The sequence below is a fragment of the Micromonospora sp. DT178 genome (assembly GCF_049841695.1).
Classification (GTDB): Bacteria; Actinomycetota; Actinomycetes; order Mycobacteriales; family Micromonosporaceae; genus Micromonospora.
Map to the genome: position 1 here is coordinate 196,623 of NZ_JBNCKV010000002.1, position 16,608 is coordinate 213,230.

The 16,608-nt window shown below is 74.8% G+C and carries 15 protein-coding genes and 1 pseudogene; 11 read left to right on the forward strand and 5 right to left on the reverse strand.

The features are described from left to right. Positions 1-436: 436 nt before the first annotated feature. The 6 genes from ACLQ22_RS04715 to ACLQ22_RS04740 all read left to right on the forward strand — a co-directional run bounded on the left by ACLQ22_RS04715 (position 437) and on the right by ACLQ22_RS04740 (position 5,550). Positions 437-1,711: a hypothetical protein gene (locus ACLQ22_RS04715; protein ID WP_425691222.1), complete on the forward strand. Its 1,275-nt coding sequence runs from the start codon at positions 437-439 to the stop codon at positions 1,709-1,711. A 497-nt stretch (positions 1,712-2,208) separates the two neighbouring features. Further along, complete coding sequence (locus ACLQ22_RS04720; protein WP_007465625.1) at positions 2,209-2,418, forward strand: helix-turn-helix domain-containing protein; 210 nt, start codon at positions 2,209-2,211, stop codon at positions 2,416-2,418. A gap of 216 nt (positions 2,419-2,634) precedes the next feature. Next, entirely contained in the window at positions 2,635-2,736 is a 102-nt protein-coding gene (locus tag ACLQ22_RS04725; protein WP_007465623.1) for a 30S ribosomal protein bS22, read from the forward strand. A 120-nt stretch (positions 2,737-2,856) separates the two neighbouring features. Further along, positions 2,857-3,930, forward strand: coding sequence for an NAD-dependent epimerase/dehydratase family protein (locus ACLQ22_RS04730; protein WP_425691223.1), 1,074 nt, complete (start codon positions 2,857-2,859; stop codon positions 3,928-3,930). A 203-nt stretch (positions 3,931-4,133) separates the two neighbouring features. After that, on the forward strand, positions 4,134-5,036 hold the full coding sequence (locus ACLQ22_RS04735) for a lysophospholipid acyltransferase family protein (RefSeq protein ID WP_425691471.1): 903 nt from the start codon (positions 4,134-4,136) through the stop codon (positions 5,034-5,036). A 196-nt stretch (positions 5,037-5,232) separates the two neighbouring features. Beyond that, complete coding sequence (locus ACLQ22_RS04740; RefSeq protein ID WP_425691224.1) at positions 5,233-5,550, forward strand: hypothetical protein; 318 nt, start codon at positions 5,233-5,235, stop codon at positions 5,548-5,550. Positions 5,551-5,593: 43 nt separating this feature from the next. Here the strand turns inward: ACLQ22_RS04740 and ACLQ22_RS04745 are convergent, their stop codons facing one another. The 3 genes from ACLQ22_RS04745 to ACLQ22_RS04755 form a co-directional block, all read right to left on the reverse strand. Beyond that, positions 5,594-6,547: an HAD family hydrolase gene (locus ACLQ22_RS04745; RefSeq protein ID WP_425691225.1), complete on the reverse strand. Its 954-nt coding sequence runs from the start codon at positions 6,545-6,547 to the stop codon at positions 5,594-5,596. A 48-nt stretch (positions 6,548-6,595) separates the two neighbouring features. Beyond that, positions 6,596-7,480, reverse strand: a complete 885-nt coding sequence (locus tag ACLQ22_RS04750) for a DUF5667 domain-containing protein (RefSeq protein ID WP_425691226.1) — start codon at positions 7,478-7,480, stop codon at positions 6,596-6,598. Between the two features lie 288 nt (positions 7,481-7,768). Continuing rightward, positions 7,769-8,728 (reverse strand): ECF subfamily RNA polymerase sigma factor, BldN family, encoded by a 960-nt coding sequence (locus tag ACLQ22_RS04755; protein WP_425691227.1) that lies wholly within the window; start codon positions 8,726-8,728, stop codon positions 7,769-7,771. A gap of 553 nt (positions 8,729-9,281) precedes the next feature. Between ACLQ22_RS04755 and ACLQ22_RS04760 the strand changes: the two genes are divergently transcribed. Genes ACLQ22_RS04760 through ACLQ22_RS04770 form a run of 3 tightly spaced genes read left to right on the forward strand, consistent with a single transcriptional unit; the run spans position 9,282 to position 11,932 of the window. Next, on the forward strand, positions 9,282-11,015 hold the full coding sequence (locus ACLQ22_RS04760) for an AMP-binding protein (protein ID WP_425691228.1): 1,734 nt from the start codon (positions 9,282-9,284) through the stop codon (positions 11,013-11,015). Then, positions 11,008-11,259 (forward strand): glutaredoxin family protein, encoded by a 252-nt coding sequence (locus ACLQ22_RS04765; RefSeq protein ID WP_121399981.1) that lies wholly within the window; start codon positions 11,008-11,010, stop codon positions 11,257-11,259. The genes ACLQ22_RS04760 and ACLQ22_RS04765 overlap by 8 nt, the downstream gene beginning before the upstream one ends. Before the next feature lie 22 nt (positions 11,260-11,281). Continuing rightward, positions 11,282-11,932, forward strand: coding sequence for an HAD family hydrolase (locus ACLQ22_RS04770; RefSeq protein ID WP_425691229.1), 651 nt, complete (start codon positions 11,282-11,284; stop codon positions 11,930-11,932). A gap of 112 nt (positions 11,933-12,044) precedes the next feature. Here ACLQ22_RS04770 and ACLQ22_RS04775 read toward each other — a convergent pair whose 3' ends face one another. Both ACLQ22_RS04775 and ACLQ22_RS04780 read right to left on the reverse strand, forming a co-directional pair. After that, on the reverse strand, positions 12,045-12,698 hold the full coding sequence (locus ACLQ22_RS04775; protein WP_425691230.1) for a LuxR C-terminal-related transcriptional regulator: 654 nt from the start codon (positions 12,696-12,698) through the stop codon (positions 12,045-12,047). Between the two features lie 24 nt (positions 12,699-12,722). Then, positions 12,723-14,024 (reverse strand): sensor histidine kinase, encoded by a 1,302-nt coding sequence (locus tag ACLQ22_RS04780; RefSeq protein ID WP_425691231.1) that lies wholly within the window; start codon positions 14,022-14,024, stop codon positions 12,723-12,725. Positions 14,025-14,423: 399 nt separating this feature from the next. On the opposite strand from ACLQ22_RS04780, the gene ACLQ22_RS04785 reads away from it, so the two are divergent. Then, positions 14,424-15,194, forward strand: coding sequence for a redox-sensing transcriptional repressor Rex (locus ACLQ22_RS04785; RefSeq protein WP_425691232.1), 771 nt, complete (start codon positions 14,424-14,426; stop codon positions 15,192-15,194). After that, positions 15,191-16,549 (forward strand): annotated as a pseudogene (locus ACLQ22_RS04790) (glutamyl-tRNA reductase); the annotation flags it as partial. The gene ACLQ22_RS04785 and the pseudogene ACLQ22_RS04790, both read left to right, overlap by 4 nt. Between the last annotated feature and the right edge of the window lie 59 nt (positions 16,550-16,608).

Sequence of the window (16,608 nt, forward strand, 5' to 3'; positions counted from 1 at the left end):
CACCGCGACAGCAAAGGCCGAGCCGCCTGACCGGGCCGAGCCCGCTGACGGCGCCGAGCCCGCTGACCGTGCGGAGCCCACTGTCGAGGCCGAGCCGGCTGATGAGGCAGGGCGCACTGCCGAGGCCGAGCCGGTTGATGATGAGGCCGAGCCCGCTGATGGCGCCGAACCCACTGTCGAGGCCGATCCCGTTGACCGGGCGGAGCCCACTGTCGAGGCTGAGCCGGCTGTCGAGGCCGAGCCAGCCGATGAGGTCGAGCCCGCCGAGAGAGCCGAGCCCGCCGCGCCGCCCGCGCCGCCCGTTGTGAGCGCGTCGCCCGTGCCGGCCGTTGTGAGTGCGCCGGCCGCGCCGGCTGCTGCTGCCGGCGGGCCGGCGGCTCCCGGCGCACCGGGTGTCGCGGCGGCCGGGACCGGGCCCGGGGGGCCCGGTCCGGCGGTGGTGGGCCCCGAGCGGCCGTCGCGGCGGCTCCGGCCGCTCGGGGTGGCGCTGGCGGCGGTCGTGCTGCTGCTGGCCTGCGGCCTGCCCGCGGCGCTGGTGGCCGGCCTGGTGCGTGCCGGTGACCCGCCGGCCCCGGGGTCGTCCGCCGCGCCGGCCGACGATCCCGCCACCGCGGCCGCCCGCCGGCTCGGCGAGCGCATGACGGCGGAACTGGCCCGGCAGTCCGCCGCCCTGCTCGGCGGCGACCGCGCCGGGTTCCTGGCGGTCGCGGAGCCGGTCGCGCATCCGGACCTGCGCCGCCGGTACGCCGCGCTGCGCGCGCTGCGGGTGACCGCCTGGCAGGCCGGCGCCAACGGCCCGCCCACCCCGGTGGAGGGCCGGCCCGGCGAGTGGCGGTTGCTGGTCGAGTTCCGCTACTGCTTCGTCACGCCGGACTGCCGCACCAGCCGCGTGCTGACCGGCACCCGTTGGCGGGAGGGGGAGCGGCCCCGGCTGCTCGCCGTGGAGCCGTCCCGGTCCGCCGAGACCGGCACCCGGCCCTGGGAGGTCAGCGAGCTGGCCGTGGCCGTCGGTCGGCGCACGCTCGTGGCCACCACTCCCGCCCTGCGCAAGGAACTGCCCGGCCTGCTGGCCCAGGCGGAGGCCGCCGCCCGGGTCGCCGACACGTACGCCGTGGACGGCCGCACGCCGGACCGGTACCGGATCTTCTACGCGGGCCGGGGCGAGTGGCAGCGCTGGTACGGCGGTGGCCGGCCGAAGTGGACCGGCGGGTACGCGGTCACGGTCGGCGGCGGCCACCACGAGGTGGTGCTCAACGCCGACGGGCTCGTCGCCGGCGGGGTGGACGACCTGCTCCGGCACGAGCTGACCCACGCCGCCTCCCTGCCCGAGCGGGGCTACCCGGGCAAGGGCACCTGGTGGCTGGTGGAGGGGCTGGCCGAGTACGCGGGCGCCGACGGCGAGCCGATCGACCGGTACGCCGGACTGGACGAGGTGCGGCGCCTGCTCGGCGGCGGCTGGGACGGCCGGCTCGACAGCCTCAGCCCGGCCGACGACGCCCCGGCCGACCGGGTCAGCGGCAGCTACGGGGTCTCCTACCTGGCGGTCCGGCACCTGGTCGACCGGTTCGGCCCGGAGCGGCTGCTCGCCTTCTTCGCGGCCGTGGTGCACGAGCGCACGCCGGTGGACAAGGCGGCCGAGCGGGTCCTCGGCGAACCGTGGTCCGCCCTGCACGACGAGTGCGTCGGGTACGTCCGGGCCGTGGTCGGCTGATGCCCCCGGGCGGCACGGTGGGGCCCCGCCGGCGCCGGTCCGGGCGGCCCCGGCATTCATGATCGACCGCTGTCGGGCCGCGTCGGGCGACCTGACACACTGGTGTCCGCTCCCAGCGCGGAGCCCCGGTCCGCGTCCGGAAGCGGCCCGGGGCACCCGCCCGGTGGCTCCGGTGGCGCCGCCGGAGCCACCGGGCGCCTTCCGCGCGGCGGCCCGGCTCCGACCGTCGCGGCGTCCAGGGGCGTCGGGCAGCGTTCTCGACCGCCCCGGACCGGGCGGCGTGTTCCGGATGAGGACCGATCGGACGCCGGGCGCAACAGGTTCGACAACGAACCGACCGGTCGGGTGGACACCGGCGAGAATCATGATCAGTTGTACGAAGGGATCGCGCCGGTCACAGCCGTCCCGCTACCGTACTGGTAACACGCGCGTCGCCGGTCCGGGCGGGACGAACCCGTCCGGTGGCACGCGCCGGGCATGGGATTGGTCGGTGAGCCATGGCCGGGTCGCAGTCCGACGGACGGCTGTCGGAGGTCAAGTTCCTCACCGTCGCCGAGGTGGCGACGGTGATGCGGGTGTCGAAGATGACGGTCTACCGCCTGGTGCACAGCGGTGAGCTCACCGCGGTCCGGGTCGGCCGGTCGTTCCGGGTGCCCGAACACGCGGTGCACGAATACCTGCGGGGAGCCTTTCAGGAAACCGCCTGACGCTCCTGCGGGCCGTCGTCCGAGCACGACGTAACGGGCATCGACGGGGGCGCGTTGGTCCTGCTGACGCTCTCCGGCTACCCTGGACCCCGACCGTGACCGCAGGTGCGCCCTGCCGCTTACCCCGCTGGCCCGGTCCGTTGTCCGCAAGCGGTCGCCGACGCCACACCGTGGCGTCATCCGGTCGCCCCGCACGTTGCATCGAAAGGCTTTCGTATGGGCTCGGTGGTCAAGAAGCGCCGCAAGCGCATGGCTAAGAAGAAGCACCGCAAGCTGCTGCGCAAGACCCGCGTCCAGCGTCGCCGTCTCGGCAAGTGACCGGGGCCGGGTCCCGACCCGGCTCCCGTCGTCACTTGCCAACTGTCGACCCCCGGAGGCTCAGGTGATCACGCCGCGGATTTCCCGGTTCGATCCCTCCTGCCGGGGAAGGTGCGCGACATGACCCCCGGTGGCACCCCAGGTGCCCCGGGGGTCGTCGTCGTCACCGGGGTCAGCCGCTACCTCGGCGCACACGTGGCCGCCCGGCTCGCGGCCGACCCCCGCATCGAGCGGGTCATCGGCGTGGACCAGCCCGAGCCCGGCGCCGAGTTCTCCGACCTGCTCGACCGGGTCGAGCGCGTCCGCATCGACGCCGGCTCGCTTGGCGGCCTCCTCGCCGACCTCGACGTCGACGCGGTGGTCCACCTCGCGCTGGTGACCGCGCCGGACCCGCAGCACGGCGGCCGCTCGGCGATGAAGGACCAAAACGTCATCGGCACGATGCAGCTCCTCGCCGCCTGTCAGCGCGCCCCCCGCCTGCGCAAGCTCGTGGTCCGCTCCTCGACTGCCGCCTACGGGGCGTCGTTCCGCGACCCGGCCGTCTTCACCGAGGAGACCGAGCCGCGTGAGGTGCCACGCGGTGGGTTCGGCCGCGACATCCTCGACATCGAGGGGTACGTCCGAGGCTTCCGCCGCCGCCGGCCCGACGTCACCGCGACCGTGCTGCGCTTCGCGCCGTTCATCGGCTCGACCGCCGACACCACCCTCACCCGCTACTTCTCCCGGCCGGTGGTGCCCACCGTGTTCGGGCGGGACCCCCGGTTGCAGTTCCTGCACTTCGACGACGCGCTGGAGGTGCTGCACCGGTCGATCGTCGAGGACCACCCGGGGACGTACAACGTGGCCGGGCCGGGCGTGCTCTCCCTGTCGCAGGCGATCCGCCGGGCCGGCCGGGTGGCCGTGCCGGTGCTGGAGCCCGGCCTCTCCAGCGCCGCCGCGATCGCCCGCAATCTCGGCTTCGGCCGCTACGGCCTGGACCAGGTCGACCTCTTCGTGCACGGCCGGGTCGTCGACACCAGCCGGCTGGAGCGGGAGTACGGCTTCACGCCCCGCTCCACCGCCGCTGCCTTCGACGACTTCATCCGCGCCCACTACGGCGGGGTCGTGGTGAACCGGGACCAGTTGGCCGTCGCGGAGCAGCTCGTGCTGGACGGGATCCGGCAGGTCCGGGCGGCCGTGCGGGAGGGCTCGTGAACGGGCCGGAGGAGCGGCGCGACGGCCGCTACGACGTACCGCTGACCGTGGCCGCGCCGGACGCGGAGCCCGCGCGGGCGAACGGACACCACCCCGGCCCGCCCGACGAGCCCGACACGTCCGCCACCGACGAGGCGGTCGCAGGCGACGCGCCGGCCACCGTCGACGAGCCCGACGCCGGGGCCACCGACGAGCCGGCCACCGTGGCGGGCGGGGCGCCGGGCGGCACGGGACCGAACGGGCCGGCGGTGCCGGACCGGCCCGGCGACCACTGGGACCGCAAGGTCGCCAGGGGCCTGGCGTTCCTGCGTCGTCGGCTCTCCGGCGACTACGAGGTCGACGAGTTCGGCTTCGATCCCGAGATCACCGAGGCGGTCTTCCACCCGCTGCTGCGGATGCTCTACCGGGACTGGTTCCGCACCGAGGTCACCGGCCTGGAGCACGTGCCCGCCGAGGGCGCCGGCCTGGTGGTGGGCAACCACTCCGGCACCGTGGCGCTGGACGCGCTGATCCTCTCGGCCGCGCTGCACGACCAGCACCCGGCCCGCCGCTACCTGCGGCTGCTCGGCGCCGACCTGGTCTTCCGGATGCCGGTGGTCTCCGAGCTGGCCCGCAAGACCGGCGGGACGGTCGCCTGCAACCCGGACGCCGAGCGGCTGCTCGGCAACGGCGAGCTGGTCGGCGTCTTCCCCGAGGGCTTCAAGGGCATCGGCAAGCTCTACTCCGAGCGCTACAAGCTGCAACGCTTCGGCCGTGGCGGGTTCGTCTCGGCGGCGCTGCGCACCGGCACCCCGATCGTGCCGGTCGCCATCGTCGGCGGCGAGGAGACCTATCCGATGCTCGCCGACATCAAGCCCCTGGCGCGGCTGCTCAAGCTGCCCTACTTCCCGGTCACGCCGACCTTCCCCCTGCTGGGGCCGCTCGGCATGGTGCCGCTACCGAGCAAGTGGCTGATCGAGTTCTGCCCGCCGATCCCCACCGCGCACCTGATCGACTCCGCCGACGACCCGCTGGTCGTGTTCAACCTCGCGGACCAGGTGCGGGAGACCATCCAGCAGACCCTGCACCAGTTGCTGGAGCGGCGCCCGGACCCGTTCGGCCCCTGAGCAGCCCGTGACACAGTTGGTTCGCATACTCGCTCAGCTTGCGGGCGTGCTGGACGAGGTGGGCTGACCGAGAGGCGCCACCGTTGGCGGAAGGACTGGGACGGTGACCGCAGACGACGCCGGACGGGCGGCTCGCGACGAGGCCGCCCGAGCCGAGTACCAACGTCTTCGGGAGCGTGGGGAGGCGTGGCGTCTGATGCGCACCGTCGATGGGGAACTGACCCTGTACCGGCCGGAGGAGGTCGGCTTCGTCGGGGGCGGATCAGGCGTCATGGTGCGTACCGTGGGCGGGCTGCGAGTCCTCGCCGTCGTGTTCACCGCGTTCACCGTGGTCCTGGCGCTGACGTTGCCCATCTCGTGGGCGCAAGGCCGGCCCTTCTGGGGAGCCATTCCGCTGGCGCTGGTGTCCGCTGCGTTCACCTGGTACGCCGTGGCCATCATCCACAAGGAGAAGCGGGCGGTCGAGCTGCGGCGCCAGCGCGGCGTTCCGACCCCGGCCCGCTACCCGTACTGAGGCGGTCGAGGCCTCCGCACCGGGCCAGCCCGGACACGCCTGCTCAGCCGTCGCGGCGGCGACGGTGCAGCGCCAGCCCGGCGCCGACCACCCCGGCGATCAGGCCGGCCGCCGCGGTGGACGGCACGGCGATCTTGACGGCGCGGCGGCCGGTGCGGAAGTCGCGGACGTCCCAGCCGCGCTGCCGGGCCTCCTTGAACAGGGCCGCGTCCGGGTTCACCGCCACGCCCCGGCCGACCATCGAGAGCATCGGCAGGTCGTTGCACGAGTCGCTGTAGGCGGTGCAGCGGCGCAGGTCCAGCCCTTCGACCGCGGCGAGCTGGGTGACCGCCTCCGCCTTGGCCGGGCCGTGCATCAGGTCGCCGACCAGCCGGCCGGTGTACGCGCCGTCGACGATCTCGGCGACCGTGCCGACCGCGCCGGTCAGGCCCAGCCGCGCGGCGATCACCCGGCCGATCTCCACCGGCGCGGCGCTGACCAGCCAGACCCGCTCGCCGGCGTCCAGGTGACGCTGGGCGAGCTGGCGGGTGCCGGTCCAGATCCGGGGCGCCATCAGCTCGTCGAAGATCTCCTCCGCGAGGCGCTCCACGTCGTCCACCCGCCAGCCCTCGACGAAGGCGAGGGCGGCCTCCTTGGCCTGCGACATGTCGCCTGCGTGCTCGGTGGCGAGCAGCCGGAACCGCAGCTGCTGCCAGGCGAACCGGGCCAGGTCCTTGGTGGTGAAGTAGTCGCGCGCGGCGAGGCCCCGGGCGAACCAGTAGATCGACGCGCCCCGCATCATCGTGTTGTCGACGTCGAAGAAGGCCGCCGCGGTCGGATCGGGTGCCGGGGGAGCGAGGGGCGCGAAGTCGGTCTCCGCCCAGCCGGCGGTGTGACCGTGGGCGTCGGTGCTGACGGTCACCTTGCGGCTGCGGGCCACGCGACCTCCCTCCGCTGGACCGGCGCGACGTGTGCTTCCGCGAGGGTAGCCGGGTGCGCGTGGCGGACGGCCGCCCATGGGGAGAAGTGTGGCGCGGACGTCTCGGCCGGTTCGGCCGACGCCGGGTCAGCGGTCGCCGGGGCAGCTGGCCGGGGCCGGGCCGAGGGCGTCGCTGCCGACGGGCGCGGACCGGCCGCAGGCGATCGCCGCCCGCAGCGCGTCGGAGCGCTTGCGGGCCGCGTCGAGCAGGGCGAGCGAGCGGCGGGTCCGGTCGCGCTCGGCCCGGCTGGCGTCGTCGAGGAGCCCGCCGACCGCCCGGCGCTGGCCGGTGAGGAAGGAGTTGACCGCGTCCAGGGCCGCCGGGTCCGAGCGCTGCGTCGCGGCGGTGGTCAGCAGGCGTACGCCCTGGCGGGTGTCGGCGTCCATGTCGTCCAGCACCGCGCTGAAGCCGTCCTCGTCCCCGCGCAGCGCGGCCGCCTCGGCGAGCCGGATACGGGCGAAGTCCAGGAACAGTTGGCCCCGGCTGACGTCCGAGCTGGCCAGCGCGAGCTGGGCGCGTTCGGTGGAGCGCTTCATGCCGTACAGCGCGTCACCGGGTACGGCGTTCTCGCTGGCGGCCGAGATCCCCGAGAGGGCGACGGCACCGGCCGCGACGCCGACCAGGATGGCGCCCCGGGCACGGGCCCGGCGGGCGGTCACCGCCGGCAGCAGCCGGTTGCGGCCGGCGTCGGCGGCGGAGCGCCGGGACGACGGCTCGGCGGTGACGGCGGCCGGGGCACCGATGCCCTCGCGCTCGGCCGTGGCCAGCAGCATGGCCCGCAGTCCGGTCCGGAACTCCGGGTCCACCTCCACGGCGGGCGGGGCGGCGGGCAGCCGCTGACCCACCGCGACGAGCGCGGCCAACTGGTCGTCGGCCCGGGAACGGACGTGGTGTCGCCGGCCCCCGTTGGCCTCGTCGAGAAGCTGCGCGAAGCGCTCCGCGCGCCGACGGGAGAAGAGGTTGCTGTCCACCGCGGGCACCTCCTCTCGCTGGTCGCGGCCGGTCGGCCGCTGTCTTCGACAGCGACCGGTGACGGCGTGACACCACGGACGAAGGTCGTGGCCGGCCGCGCTGCCGGGCCTCGGGGGCCCGGGGGATGCCGGGCTACCACCGGTCGCACCCGGAGAAACGGTCCGCACCGGACATGGGTTACGGGGCCGGCGGAGGCGAAATCACGCAAAGTGATCGCTGTCACGGGGTCGCGACGCCACGGAGCTGCGCGTACATCGATCGATGCACGGCGTTCTTCCCGGCCGGGACTACGGTTGGAAGCCGTCCGGCAGCAGCCGGGCCAGCGCGCGTACCGCGCGGTACTGGAGCGCCTTGATCGCGCCCTCGTTCTTGCCCATCGTGCGGGCCGTCTCGGCCACGGAGAAGCCCTGCAGGAAGCGGAGCACGATGCACTCCTGCTGCTCCGGGTTGAGCTGCTTGACGGCGCTGAGCAGGGCCACGTTGGTGATGTGCTCGACGACCGCCGCCTCCGGGCTGCCCTCCGGGCCCCGGTCCTCGCGGTCGGCGTCCAGCACGTCCCCGGTGGTGACCTCCAGCCGGTAGCGGCCGGACTTGAAGTGGTCCGCCACCAGGTTCCGGGCGATGGTGACCAGCCAGGCGCCCAGGTCGCGCCCCTGCCAGGTGAAGCTGCCGATCCGCTTGAGGGCGCGCAGGAAGGTGTCGGAGGTGAGGTCCTCGGCGAGTTGCCGGTTGCCCACCCGGAAGTAGACGAACCGGAACACGGTGTCGACGTACCGGTCGTAGATCAGCCCGAACGCCTCGGACTCGCCGGCCTGGGCCCGCTCGACCAGCCCCCAGACCTCGGTGGCGGGGTCGGACGGGTCCGGACGGCTGGGGAAGCCCGTCGAGGTGTTGACCGGCGCGGCGGCGGCCGGCACCGCCGGGATGACCGCCGTCTCCGCGCCCGACTCGTCGGGTGCCTTGGCCGGCTCCGTGGTGCGGCGGCCCTGCGCCGGCATGGTGGGCCGGGCAGGCACGGCGACCCGTCCGCCGGCCGGCTTGGCGTTGCCGCCCGGTGTCGCGGAGCGCGGCGGTGGTTCGTTCTGGTGCGGCCGGCTGCGGGTCCGGCTCGACGTGCCCTCCCCCCGGACGGCGAGGCTGCCCGTGTCGTCCAGCGGATTCCGGGCGGCGGGCCGTTCGTTGAGCGGCCCGCGGATCGCCGGGTTGGACAGGCCGGCAGGCCGTTCCGCGTATCCGAAGGTGGTCACCGCGCCGCCTCCGTCCCGCCGGCCGACCACGCCGGTCGGCGCGTCGCCGTCGTGGCCCGGCCGGTACGGCCGGGCAGGGCTGGCTCGGGGTGTGCCGACGGGCGGCAGATCCCCTTGAGGTGCTGGTCCAATGCGCTCACAGGCACGGGGGCCTCCTCGGGCTGAGGGGTGTCGACTCACGGCAAATGGGGTGAGCCGACCCGAGTGATGATAGGGCCAACGTCACCCACGCGTGGCAAGTCCGTTACACAGGGCGGAAGTATTTCCCGCTGCGTCGCACAACTGGCGGACCGGTTGTCCGTCGTGTGCGGTTGACTTTCGGATTGCCGCGTGGTCGCGAAAGAAATTCCAGGTCAGCGCACGCGTTGCGGGGTCGGGCGGGCCGGCGGCGCGGGTGTCGACCCAGGACCGTCCGGCGGGCCCGGCGCCTCCCGGAGTGTCCTGTGGACGGGACCGGTCCTGTCCCGCCCGCGCCCACCCGTCGTCCTGTCGACGGGACTTCTCCGGGCCGCCGTTCCCGCCGGCCGGGGTGTCCCGTCGGCCTCCGGCGGGCATGGCCCGCAGGCCCCGCCCTGTGCCAGACTCAGCCACCGTGCAGGACGCAACCGACAGCTCCGCCTCGACCCTCGTCGAGCGGCTCCACCGGGCGGCCGCCGCCCACGGCGACCGACCCGCGCTGCACTGGCGCGAGCGGACCACGACCTGGTCCGAACTGGACGCCTCGGTGACGGCCACCGCCCGCGCCCTGGCGGCCCTGACCGCGGCGAGACCCGCCGGGCCCGGCCCGCCGCCGGGGGCCGCCGACCCGCACCCGCCCAGGGTCGCCGTGGCGCTCGGCAACTCGCCGGACTTCGTGGTGAGCTGCCTGGCCGCGCTGCGCGCCGGGCTGGTCGCGGTGCCGGTCAACCCCGGCCTCACCGCCCCCGAGCTGCGGCACGTGCTGGCCGACTCCGGTGCCTCGGTGCTGATCTGCACCGAGCGGGTGCGCGACCTGGTCGCCGAGGCCGCCGGGGAGCTGCCCGCGCTCGTCGCCGTGCACACCGCGCCGCCGGTGGCCGACGCCGGTCACCCGTTCCCCGACCGGGGTGGCGACGACCTGGCGCTGCTGCTCTACACGTCCGGCACCGAGGGGCGGCCGAAGGGCGCGATGCTGACGCACCGGGCGCTGGCGGCCAACCACGAGCAGGTCGGCCGCATCGAACCGCCCGTCGTCGGCCCGGACGACACCGTGCTGCTGGCGCTGCCGCTGTTCCACGCGTACGGGCTGAACGCGGGGCTGGGCGCGGTCGTCCACCATGGCGCGACCGGGGTGCTCGTCGACGACCTCGGCGCCGACGCGGGGCTGGCCGTGATCGCCCGGCACCGGGTCACCGTGCTGGTCGGCGTACCGTCGATGGTGGCCGCCTGGTCCACGGCGGACGCCGCCGCCCTCGCCGCGGCGATGACGTCGGTCCGGGTCGCGGTCTGCGGCGCGGCGCCGCTGGAGCCGGCCGTCGCGGCGCGCTTCGCCGAGGTCGCCGGTCGCCCGGTGCACGTCGGGTACGGCCTGACCGAGACCGCCCCGGTGCTGACCTCCACCCTGGTCGGCGGGGAGCCGAAGGCCGGCTCGATCGGCCGGCCGCTGCCCGGCGTCGAGCTGCGTCTGGTCGGGACGGACGAGGCCGACCTGTGGCGCGACGGCGTGGCCGAGCCGGACGACGACGCCGACGAGCTGGACCTCTCCGACGGCACGCCGGGCACCGATCCGGGCCAGGTCGTGGTGCGTGGGGCGAACGTCTTCTCCGGCTACTGGCCGGACGGCCGGGGCGGCCCGGACGCCGACGGCTGGTGGGCCACCGGCGACGTGGCGTACGCCGACTCCGACGGCGACCTCTTCCTGGTGGACCGGATCGGCGAGCTGATCCTGGTCAACGGGTTCAACGTGTACCCGCACGAGGTCGAGCTGGTGCTCTCCGCGCACCCGGGGGTGGCCGAGTCGGCGGTACTGGGTGTGCCGCACCCGCGGACCGGCGAGACTGTCCGGGCGTACGTGGTGCCGGCGCCGGGGCGTCCGGTGACCGGTGAGGAGTTGCTCGCCCACTGCGCCCGCAGCCTGGCCCGGTTCAAGTGCCCGACCGCCGTCGAGTTCGTCGACGAGTTGCCGCACTCGGTCATCGGCAAGGTACGCAAGACCCTGCTCCGGACGGCGTCGTCCCCGACGGCCCCGGCGCCGTCCCCGGCGGCGTCGCCGGAGACCCGCCAGCCGGCCGTGGCCGGCACCAGCACGACGGAGGAGACCGATGCGTGAGCCCCGACTCACCCTGATCACCCGCCCCGGCTGCCACCTCTGCGACGAGGCGAAACTGGCGCTGGACCGGGTGGTGGCGGTCACCGGGGACCGGTGGACCGAGAAGGACGTCACCGACGACATCGAGCTGGAACGCGAGTACGGCGACCGGCTGCCCGTGGTGCTGCTCGACGGCAAGGAGCACGGCTACTGGCGGGTGGAGGAGGAGCGGCTGCTGCGGGACCTGACCACGCCGCAGCTGTGACACCAGGCGTTAGGGTGCTCCGATGACGCCTGCGCGCAACCACCTGGTGTGGGACTGGAACGGCACCCTGCTCAACGACCTGAGCCTGGTGGTCGACTGCACCAACGCCGCCTTCGCCAGCGTCGGCGGGCCCGCCGTGACCGCCGACGAGCACCGGGTGCGGTTCCGCCGGCCGATCGCCGACTACTACGCGGAGGTGCTCGGCCGGGCGGTCGACGACGAGGCGTTCGGCCGGCTGGACCGGATCTTCCACGACGCGTACCGCACCGGGCTGACGACCTGTGCGCTGGCGCACGACGCCACCGACGCGATGGCGGCCTGGCCGGGCAGCCAGTCGCTGCTGTCCATGTGGTTCCACGAGGAGCTGGTGCCGACCGTGCACACGTACGGACTCACCGGGCACTTCGTCCGGGTGGACGGGCTACGGGCGAGCGTCGGCGGGGACCGCAAGGCCGAGTCCCTCCGGCGGCACCTGACGGAGCTGGGCGTGGACGGCCGGGACGTGGTGCTGATCGGGGACTCCGTCGACGACGCCGACGCCGCCGCGTCGGTGGGCGGCCGCGCCGTCCTCTACACCGGGGGGTTCACCGACGCGGCACGGCTGCGCGCCTCCGGCCACCCGGTCGCCGACACCCTCAGCGAGGCGGTGAGCCTGGCGGCCACGCTGCCCTGACCGGCCGGGGCGGACGGCACGGTGCGGGTCGGCGGGGCCGGCAGGTGGCCTCGGGTCCGCGGCGGGCCGGGGGCACCGGCGTCGGCCGCGCGGCGTCGCGCCGGGCGTCCGGTCAGTTGCGCAGGTAGGCCAGCACGGCCAGGACCCGCCGGTGCTGCTCCGTGTCGGGCGGGAGCTGGAGCTTGGTGAAGATGTTCCGGACGTGCTTCTCGACGGCGCCGTCGGTGACCACCAGGGTCCGGGCGATCGCCGTGTTGGAGCGGCCCTCGGCCATCAGCGCGAGCACCTCCCGTTCGCGCGGGGTCAGCTCGCGCAGCGGGTCGTCGCGCCGGCGCCGGGCGAAGAGCTGGCCGACCACCTCGGGGTCGAGCACCGTCCCGCCGGCGGCCACCCGGTCCAGCGCGTCGAGGAACTCGTCGATCGCGGCCACCCGGTCCTTGAGCAGGTAGCCGATGCCGCCCCCGCCGCCGCCGGTGGTGGCGAGCAGGTCGTCGGCGTACGACACCTCGACGTACTGGGAGAGGACCAGGATCGGGGTGCGGGGCACCAGCCGGCGGGCCTCCACCGCCGCGCGGAGCCCCTCGTCGGTGTGCGACGGCGGCATCCGGACGTCGACGATCGACACGTCGGGCCGGTGGGTCACCACCGCCACCACCAGCGCGTCGCCGTCGGCCACGGCGGCCACCACCTCGTGCCCGCGCTCGGTGAGCAGCCGTACCAGCCCCTCCCGGAGCAGCACCGCGTCGTCCGCGATCACGATCCGCATGTCCTGTTGTCTACCACGTGCGGCTCACAGCGGGAGTTCCGCGCGGATCTTGGTGGGCCCGCCGGCCGGGCTGACCACGGAGAGCCGGCCGCCGGCGGCGCGGACCCGGTCGGCGATGCCGACCAGCCCGTGCCCCTTGGCCAGGTGGGCGCCGCCCTGCCCGTCGTCCTCGACGTCGACCTCCAGCCGCCCGTCGTGCCGGGTCACGGCGACCTGGCACTCGGTCGCCCGACTGTGCTTGGCGACGTTGGTCAGCGCCTCGGAGACCACGAAGTAGGCGGTGCTCTCCACCGCCGGGTCGAGCCGGCCGGCCGGGCTGGCCAGTTCCGGGTCCACCCGCAGCTCGATCGGGATCAGGCCGCGCCCGGCCAGTGCCGCCAGGGCGCTGGGCAGTCCCCGGTCGACCAGGATCGGCGGCGCGATGCCCCGGGACAGGGCGCGCAGCTCGGCGAGCGTCTCCCGGGTCTGGGTGACCGCCTCGTCCAGGGTGCGCCCGGCGGCCTGCGGGTCGGTGGCGAGCTGCTGGCGGGCCCGGCTGAGGTCCATCGCGAGCCGGACCAGGCGCTGCTGCGGGCCGTCGTGGATGTCCCGCTCCAGCCGGCGCAGCGCGCTCGCCTCGGCGGAGACGGCGGCCCGCTTCTGCTCCTCCAGCACGGTGATCCGGTTGCGCATCTCGGCCACGCCGGTGAGCAGGGCCCGGCCGAAGCCGGCCTGGAGCAGTGCGCAGCCCCGGGCCACGATCGGCAGGGTGATCAGGAAGAACAGCCCGATCGCGGTGTGCAGCCCGATCCGGGCGACGGTCGAATCGCCGAGGCCGAGGAGCTGGGGGAGGCCGACGTCCTCCGGGTCGCCGTGCGGCAGCGTCCAGTCGTACGCCCAGTAGAGGGTGCCGGCGATGGCGCCGGCCCACCAGACCAGCGTGACCACGAAGGTGACGATGGCCACGATCAGCTTGAGGATGCCGTGCGCCAGGTCGAGCCAGGACTGCGCGTCTCCCATCGGCACGAAGATCCGCCGCCAGGCGCTCGCGCCGGGCTCGGGGAGCCGGTACTGGGGGCGGATCCGGGCCTGGTGGAGCACGGTGGGGAGGCGGAGGCGCTCGATGTCGGCGAGGCCCCGGGCGGCGTAGAGGGTGCCGCTGAGGATCGGCAGGCCGATCACCGTCACGACCAGTCCCAGCCCGGCAGCCAGGCCGACCAGCAGGACGACGAAGCTGGCCAGGGCCAGCGGTAGGCCCAGCAGCACGTAGCCGGAGTCCAGCAGGAGCTGTCGGGAGATGGTCGGCGCCGGCACGGGCTGATCGGCGGCGACGGGTACGGCGGTCATGTCAAGAGGCTAGGCAGCGCGGGGTGGCCGACCCATCCCGTCGGCCCGCCTCTCCGGCGTAGGGCTGGCCCTACCGTGACCGGATCGTGGGCGAGCCGTGGGCCGCGTGATTGGTCAGAGAAGTCTTAATTGAGCAATAATCGGCGCGCCGGCGCCATCGGCGTCGCCCGGAGGCCGGGCGGCGGCCGGCGGCGGCCGCCGGATCGATCTTGCGGAATGGAGGGGCTGGTGAAGCCGCGTCGCGAGCTTTCAAGATCGCGATTTGTGCACGCCTTCACAAGCGCCTACTCTGTAGTTCCGACGCGCCCTGCTAGCACAGCCGGCAATCTCGGTCGCCAGCGGGGATCCCGAAACGGCCAGCCGCGTGAGTTGGCCGAGGATCGCACCGCACGGAGTCTCATGAGTCAGCACCGTCACCCTGGCGCGCCCGGCCGCGCCGGTGCCGTACCGGCGCTCCCGGATCTGCCGGAGGCGACCGTCGCGCGGCTCCCGGAATACCTCCGTGCCCTGCACAACCTCGCCGAAACCGGCCACGAGACCGTGTCCAGCGAAGGGCTGGCCGGCGCCGCCGGCGTGAACTCCGCGAAGCTCCGCAAGGACCTCTCACACCTCGGCTCGTACGGAACCCGTGGCGTCGGCTACGACGTGGCGCTGCTGGTCGACCAGATCGAGTACGTGCTCGGGCTCACCCAGCGGCGGGCCGTCGCCCTGGTCGGCGTGGGTAATCTCGGTCACGCCCTCGCCGGCTACGACGGCTTCGCCAGCCGCGGCTTCCGGATCGCCGCACTCTTCGACGCCGACCCCGCACGGGTCGGCGAGGAGATCAACGGGCTGGTCGTCCGGCACATCGACGAGCTGCCCCGGGTCGCCGTCGAGGAGGCCATCGCCATCGGCGTGATCGCCACCCCGGCCCCCGCCGCCCAGGCGGTGGCGGACCAGCTCGTGGCCGTCGGCGTGACGAGCATCCTGAACTTCGCCCCGTGCGTACTCTCGGTTCCGGAAGGGGTCGACGTGCGCAAGGTCGACCTCGCGATCGAGCTGCAGATCCTGTCCTTCCACGAGCACCGCAAGGCATCGCTGACCGCGCTGCCCGCCACCGGTGGGTCCGCCCTCACCGCCCTGCCCGGGGGGCTCGCCGTCACCGACCCGCAGGAGGCGATAGGCACGTGAAACTGCTCGTCGTCGGCGCGTCCTACCGCACCGCTCCCGTCGCCACGCTGGAGCAGCTCGCGGTCGGCCCCGCGGACCTCACCCGCACCCTGGACCGCCTGGTCGCCCAGCCGTACGTGACCGAGGCCGTGCTCGTCTCCACCTGCAACCGGGTGGAGATCTACGCCGCCGTGTCCGGTTTCCACGGCGGCCTCGGCGACATCTGCGCGGTGCTGGCCGAGCAGGCCGGCTGCCAGCCCGCCGCGCTCGCCAACCACCTCTACGTGCACTTCGACGCCGCCGCCGTGGACCACGTCTTCCGGGTCGCCGCCGGGCTGGACTCGATGGTGGTCGGCGAGGCGCAGATCCTCGGCCAGCTCCGCGACGCCTACCATTCCGCGACCGGGGCCGACAGCGCCGGGCGGCTGCTGCACGAGCTGATGCAGCAGGCGCTGCGGGTCGGCAAGCGGGCGCACGCCGAGACCGGGATCGACCGGGCCGGCCAGAGCGTGGTGACCGCCGCGCTGGAGCTGGCCGCCGGGCACCTCGACGGCGACCTCGCCGGCCGTCCCGCGCTGGTGGTCGGCGCGGGCGCGATGGGCTCGCTGGGCGTCGCCACGCTGTCCCGGCTGGGCGCCGGGCCGATCACGGTCACCAACCGGGGCGCCGACCGGGCCGTCCGGCTGGCCGAGGCGTACGGGGCCAGTGCGACACCGATGGCGGAGCTGACCACCGTTCTCTCCACAGTGGACATCGTAGTGGCCGCCACCGCGGCCACCGAAGCGGTCCTCACCCGTGACGTGGTGACCCGGGCGCTCGCCCGGCGCGACCCCGGCCGGGGGCCGCTGGTCCTGCTCGACCTGGCCGTGCCGCGCGACGTGGAGGCCGGCGTCGCCGAGCTGCCCGGCGTCGAGGTCATCGACATCGACCGGATGGCGACGCTGCTCGCCGACGGGCCCGCCGCCGCCGACGCCGCCGCCGTCGAGCGGATCGTGGCCGGCGAGGTCGACGCCTTCCTCACCTGGCTGCGCGGCGCCGACGTGGCGCCCACGGTGGCCGCCCTGCGTGGCCGCGCCGACGACGTGGTCGGCGCCGAGCTGCGCCGGCTCGCCCAGCGCCGCCCGGACCTCACCGACGACCAGCGCGCCGAGGTGGCCCGGACGGTGCACCGGGTCGTGCAGCGGCTGCTGCACCAGCCGACCGTGAGGGTGCGCCAGCTGGCGGCCGAACCCGGCGGCGACCAGTACGCGGCCCTGCTGCGCGAGCTGTTCGACCTCCAGGTGCCGCAGACGTCCCCGGTCGACAACGTCCCCGACATCGTGGCCGGCGACGCCGCACCGCCGTTCGGCCTCGCCGACGTCCTGCCGCCCGTCGGCCTCGCCGACGTTCCGCCGCCCGTCGGCCTCGCCGACGTTCCACCGCCCGTCGGGCACGC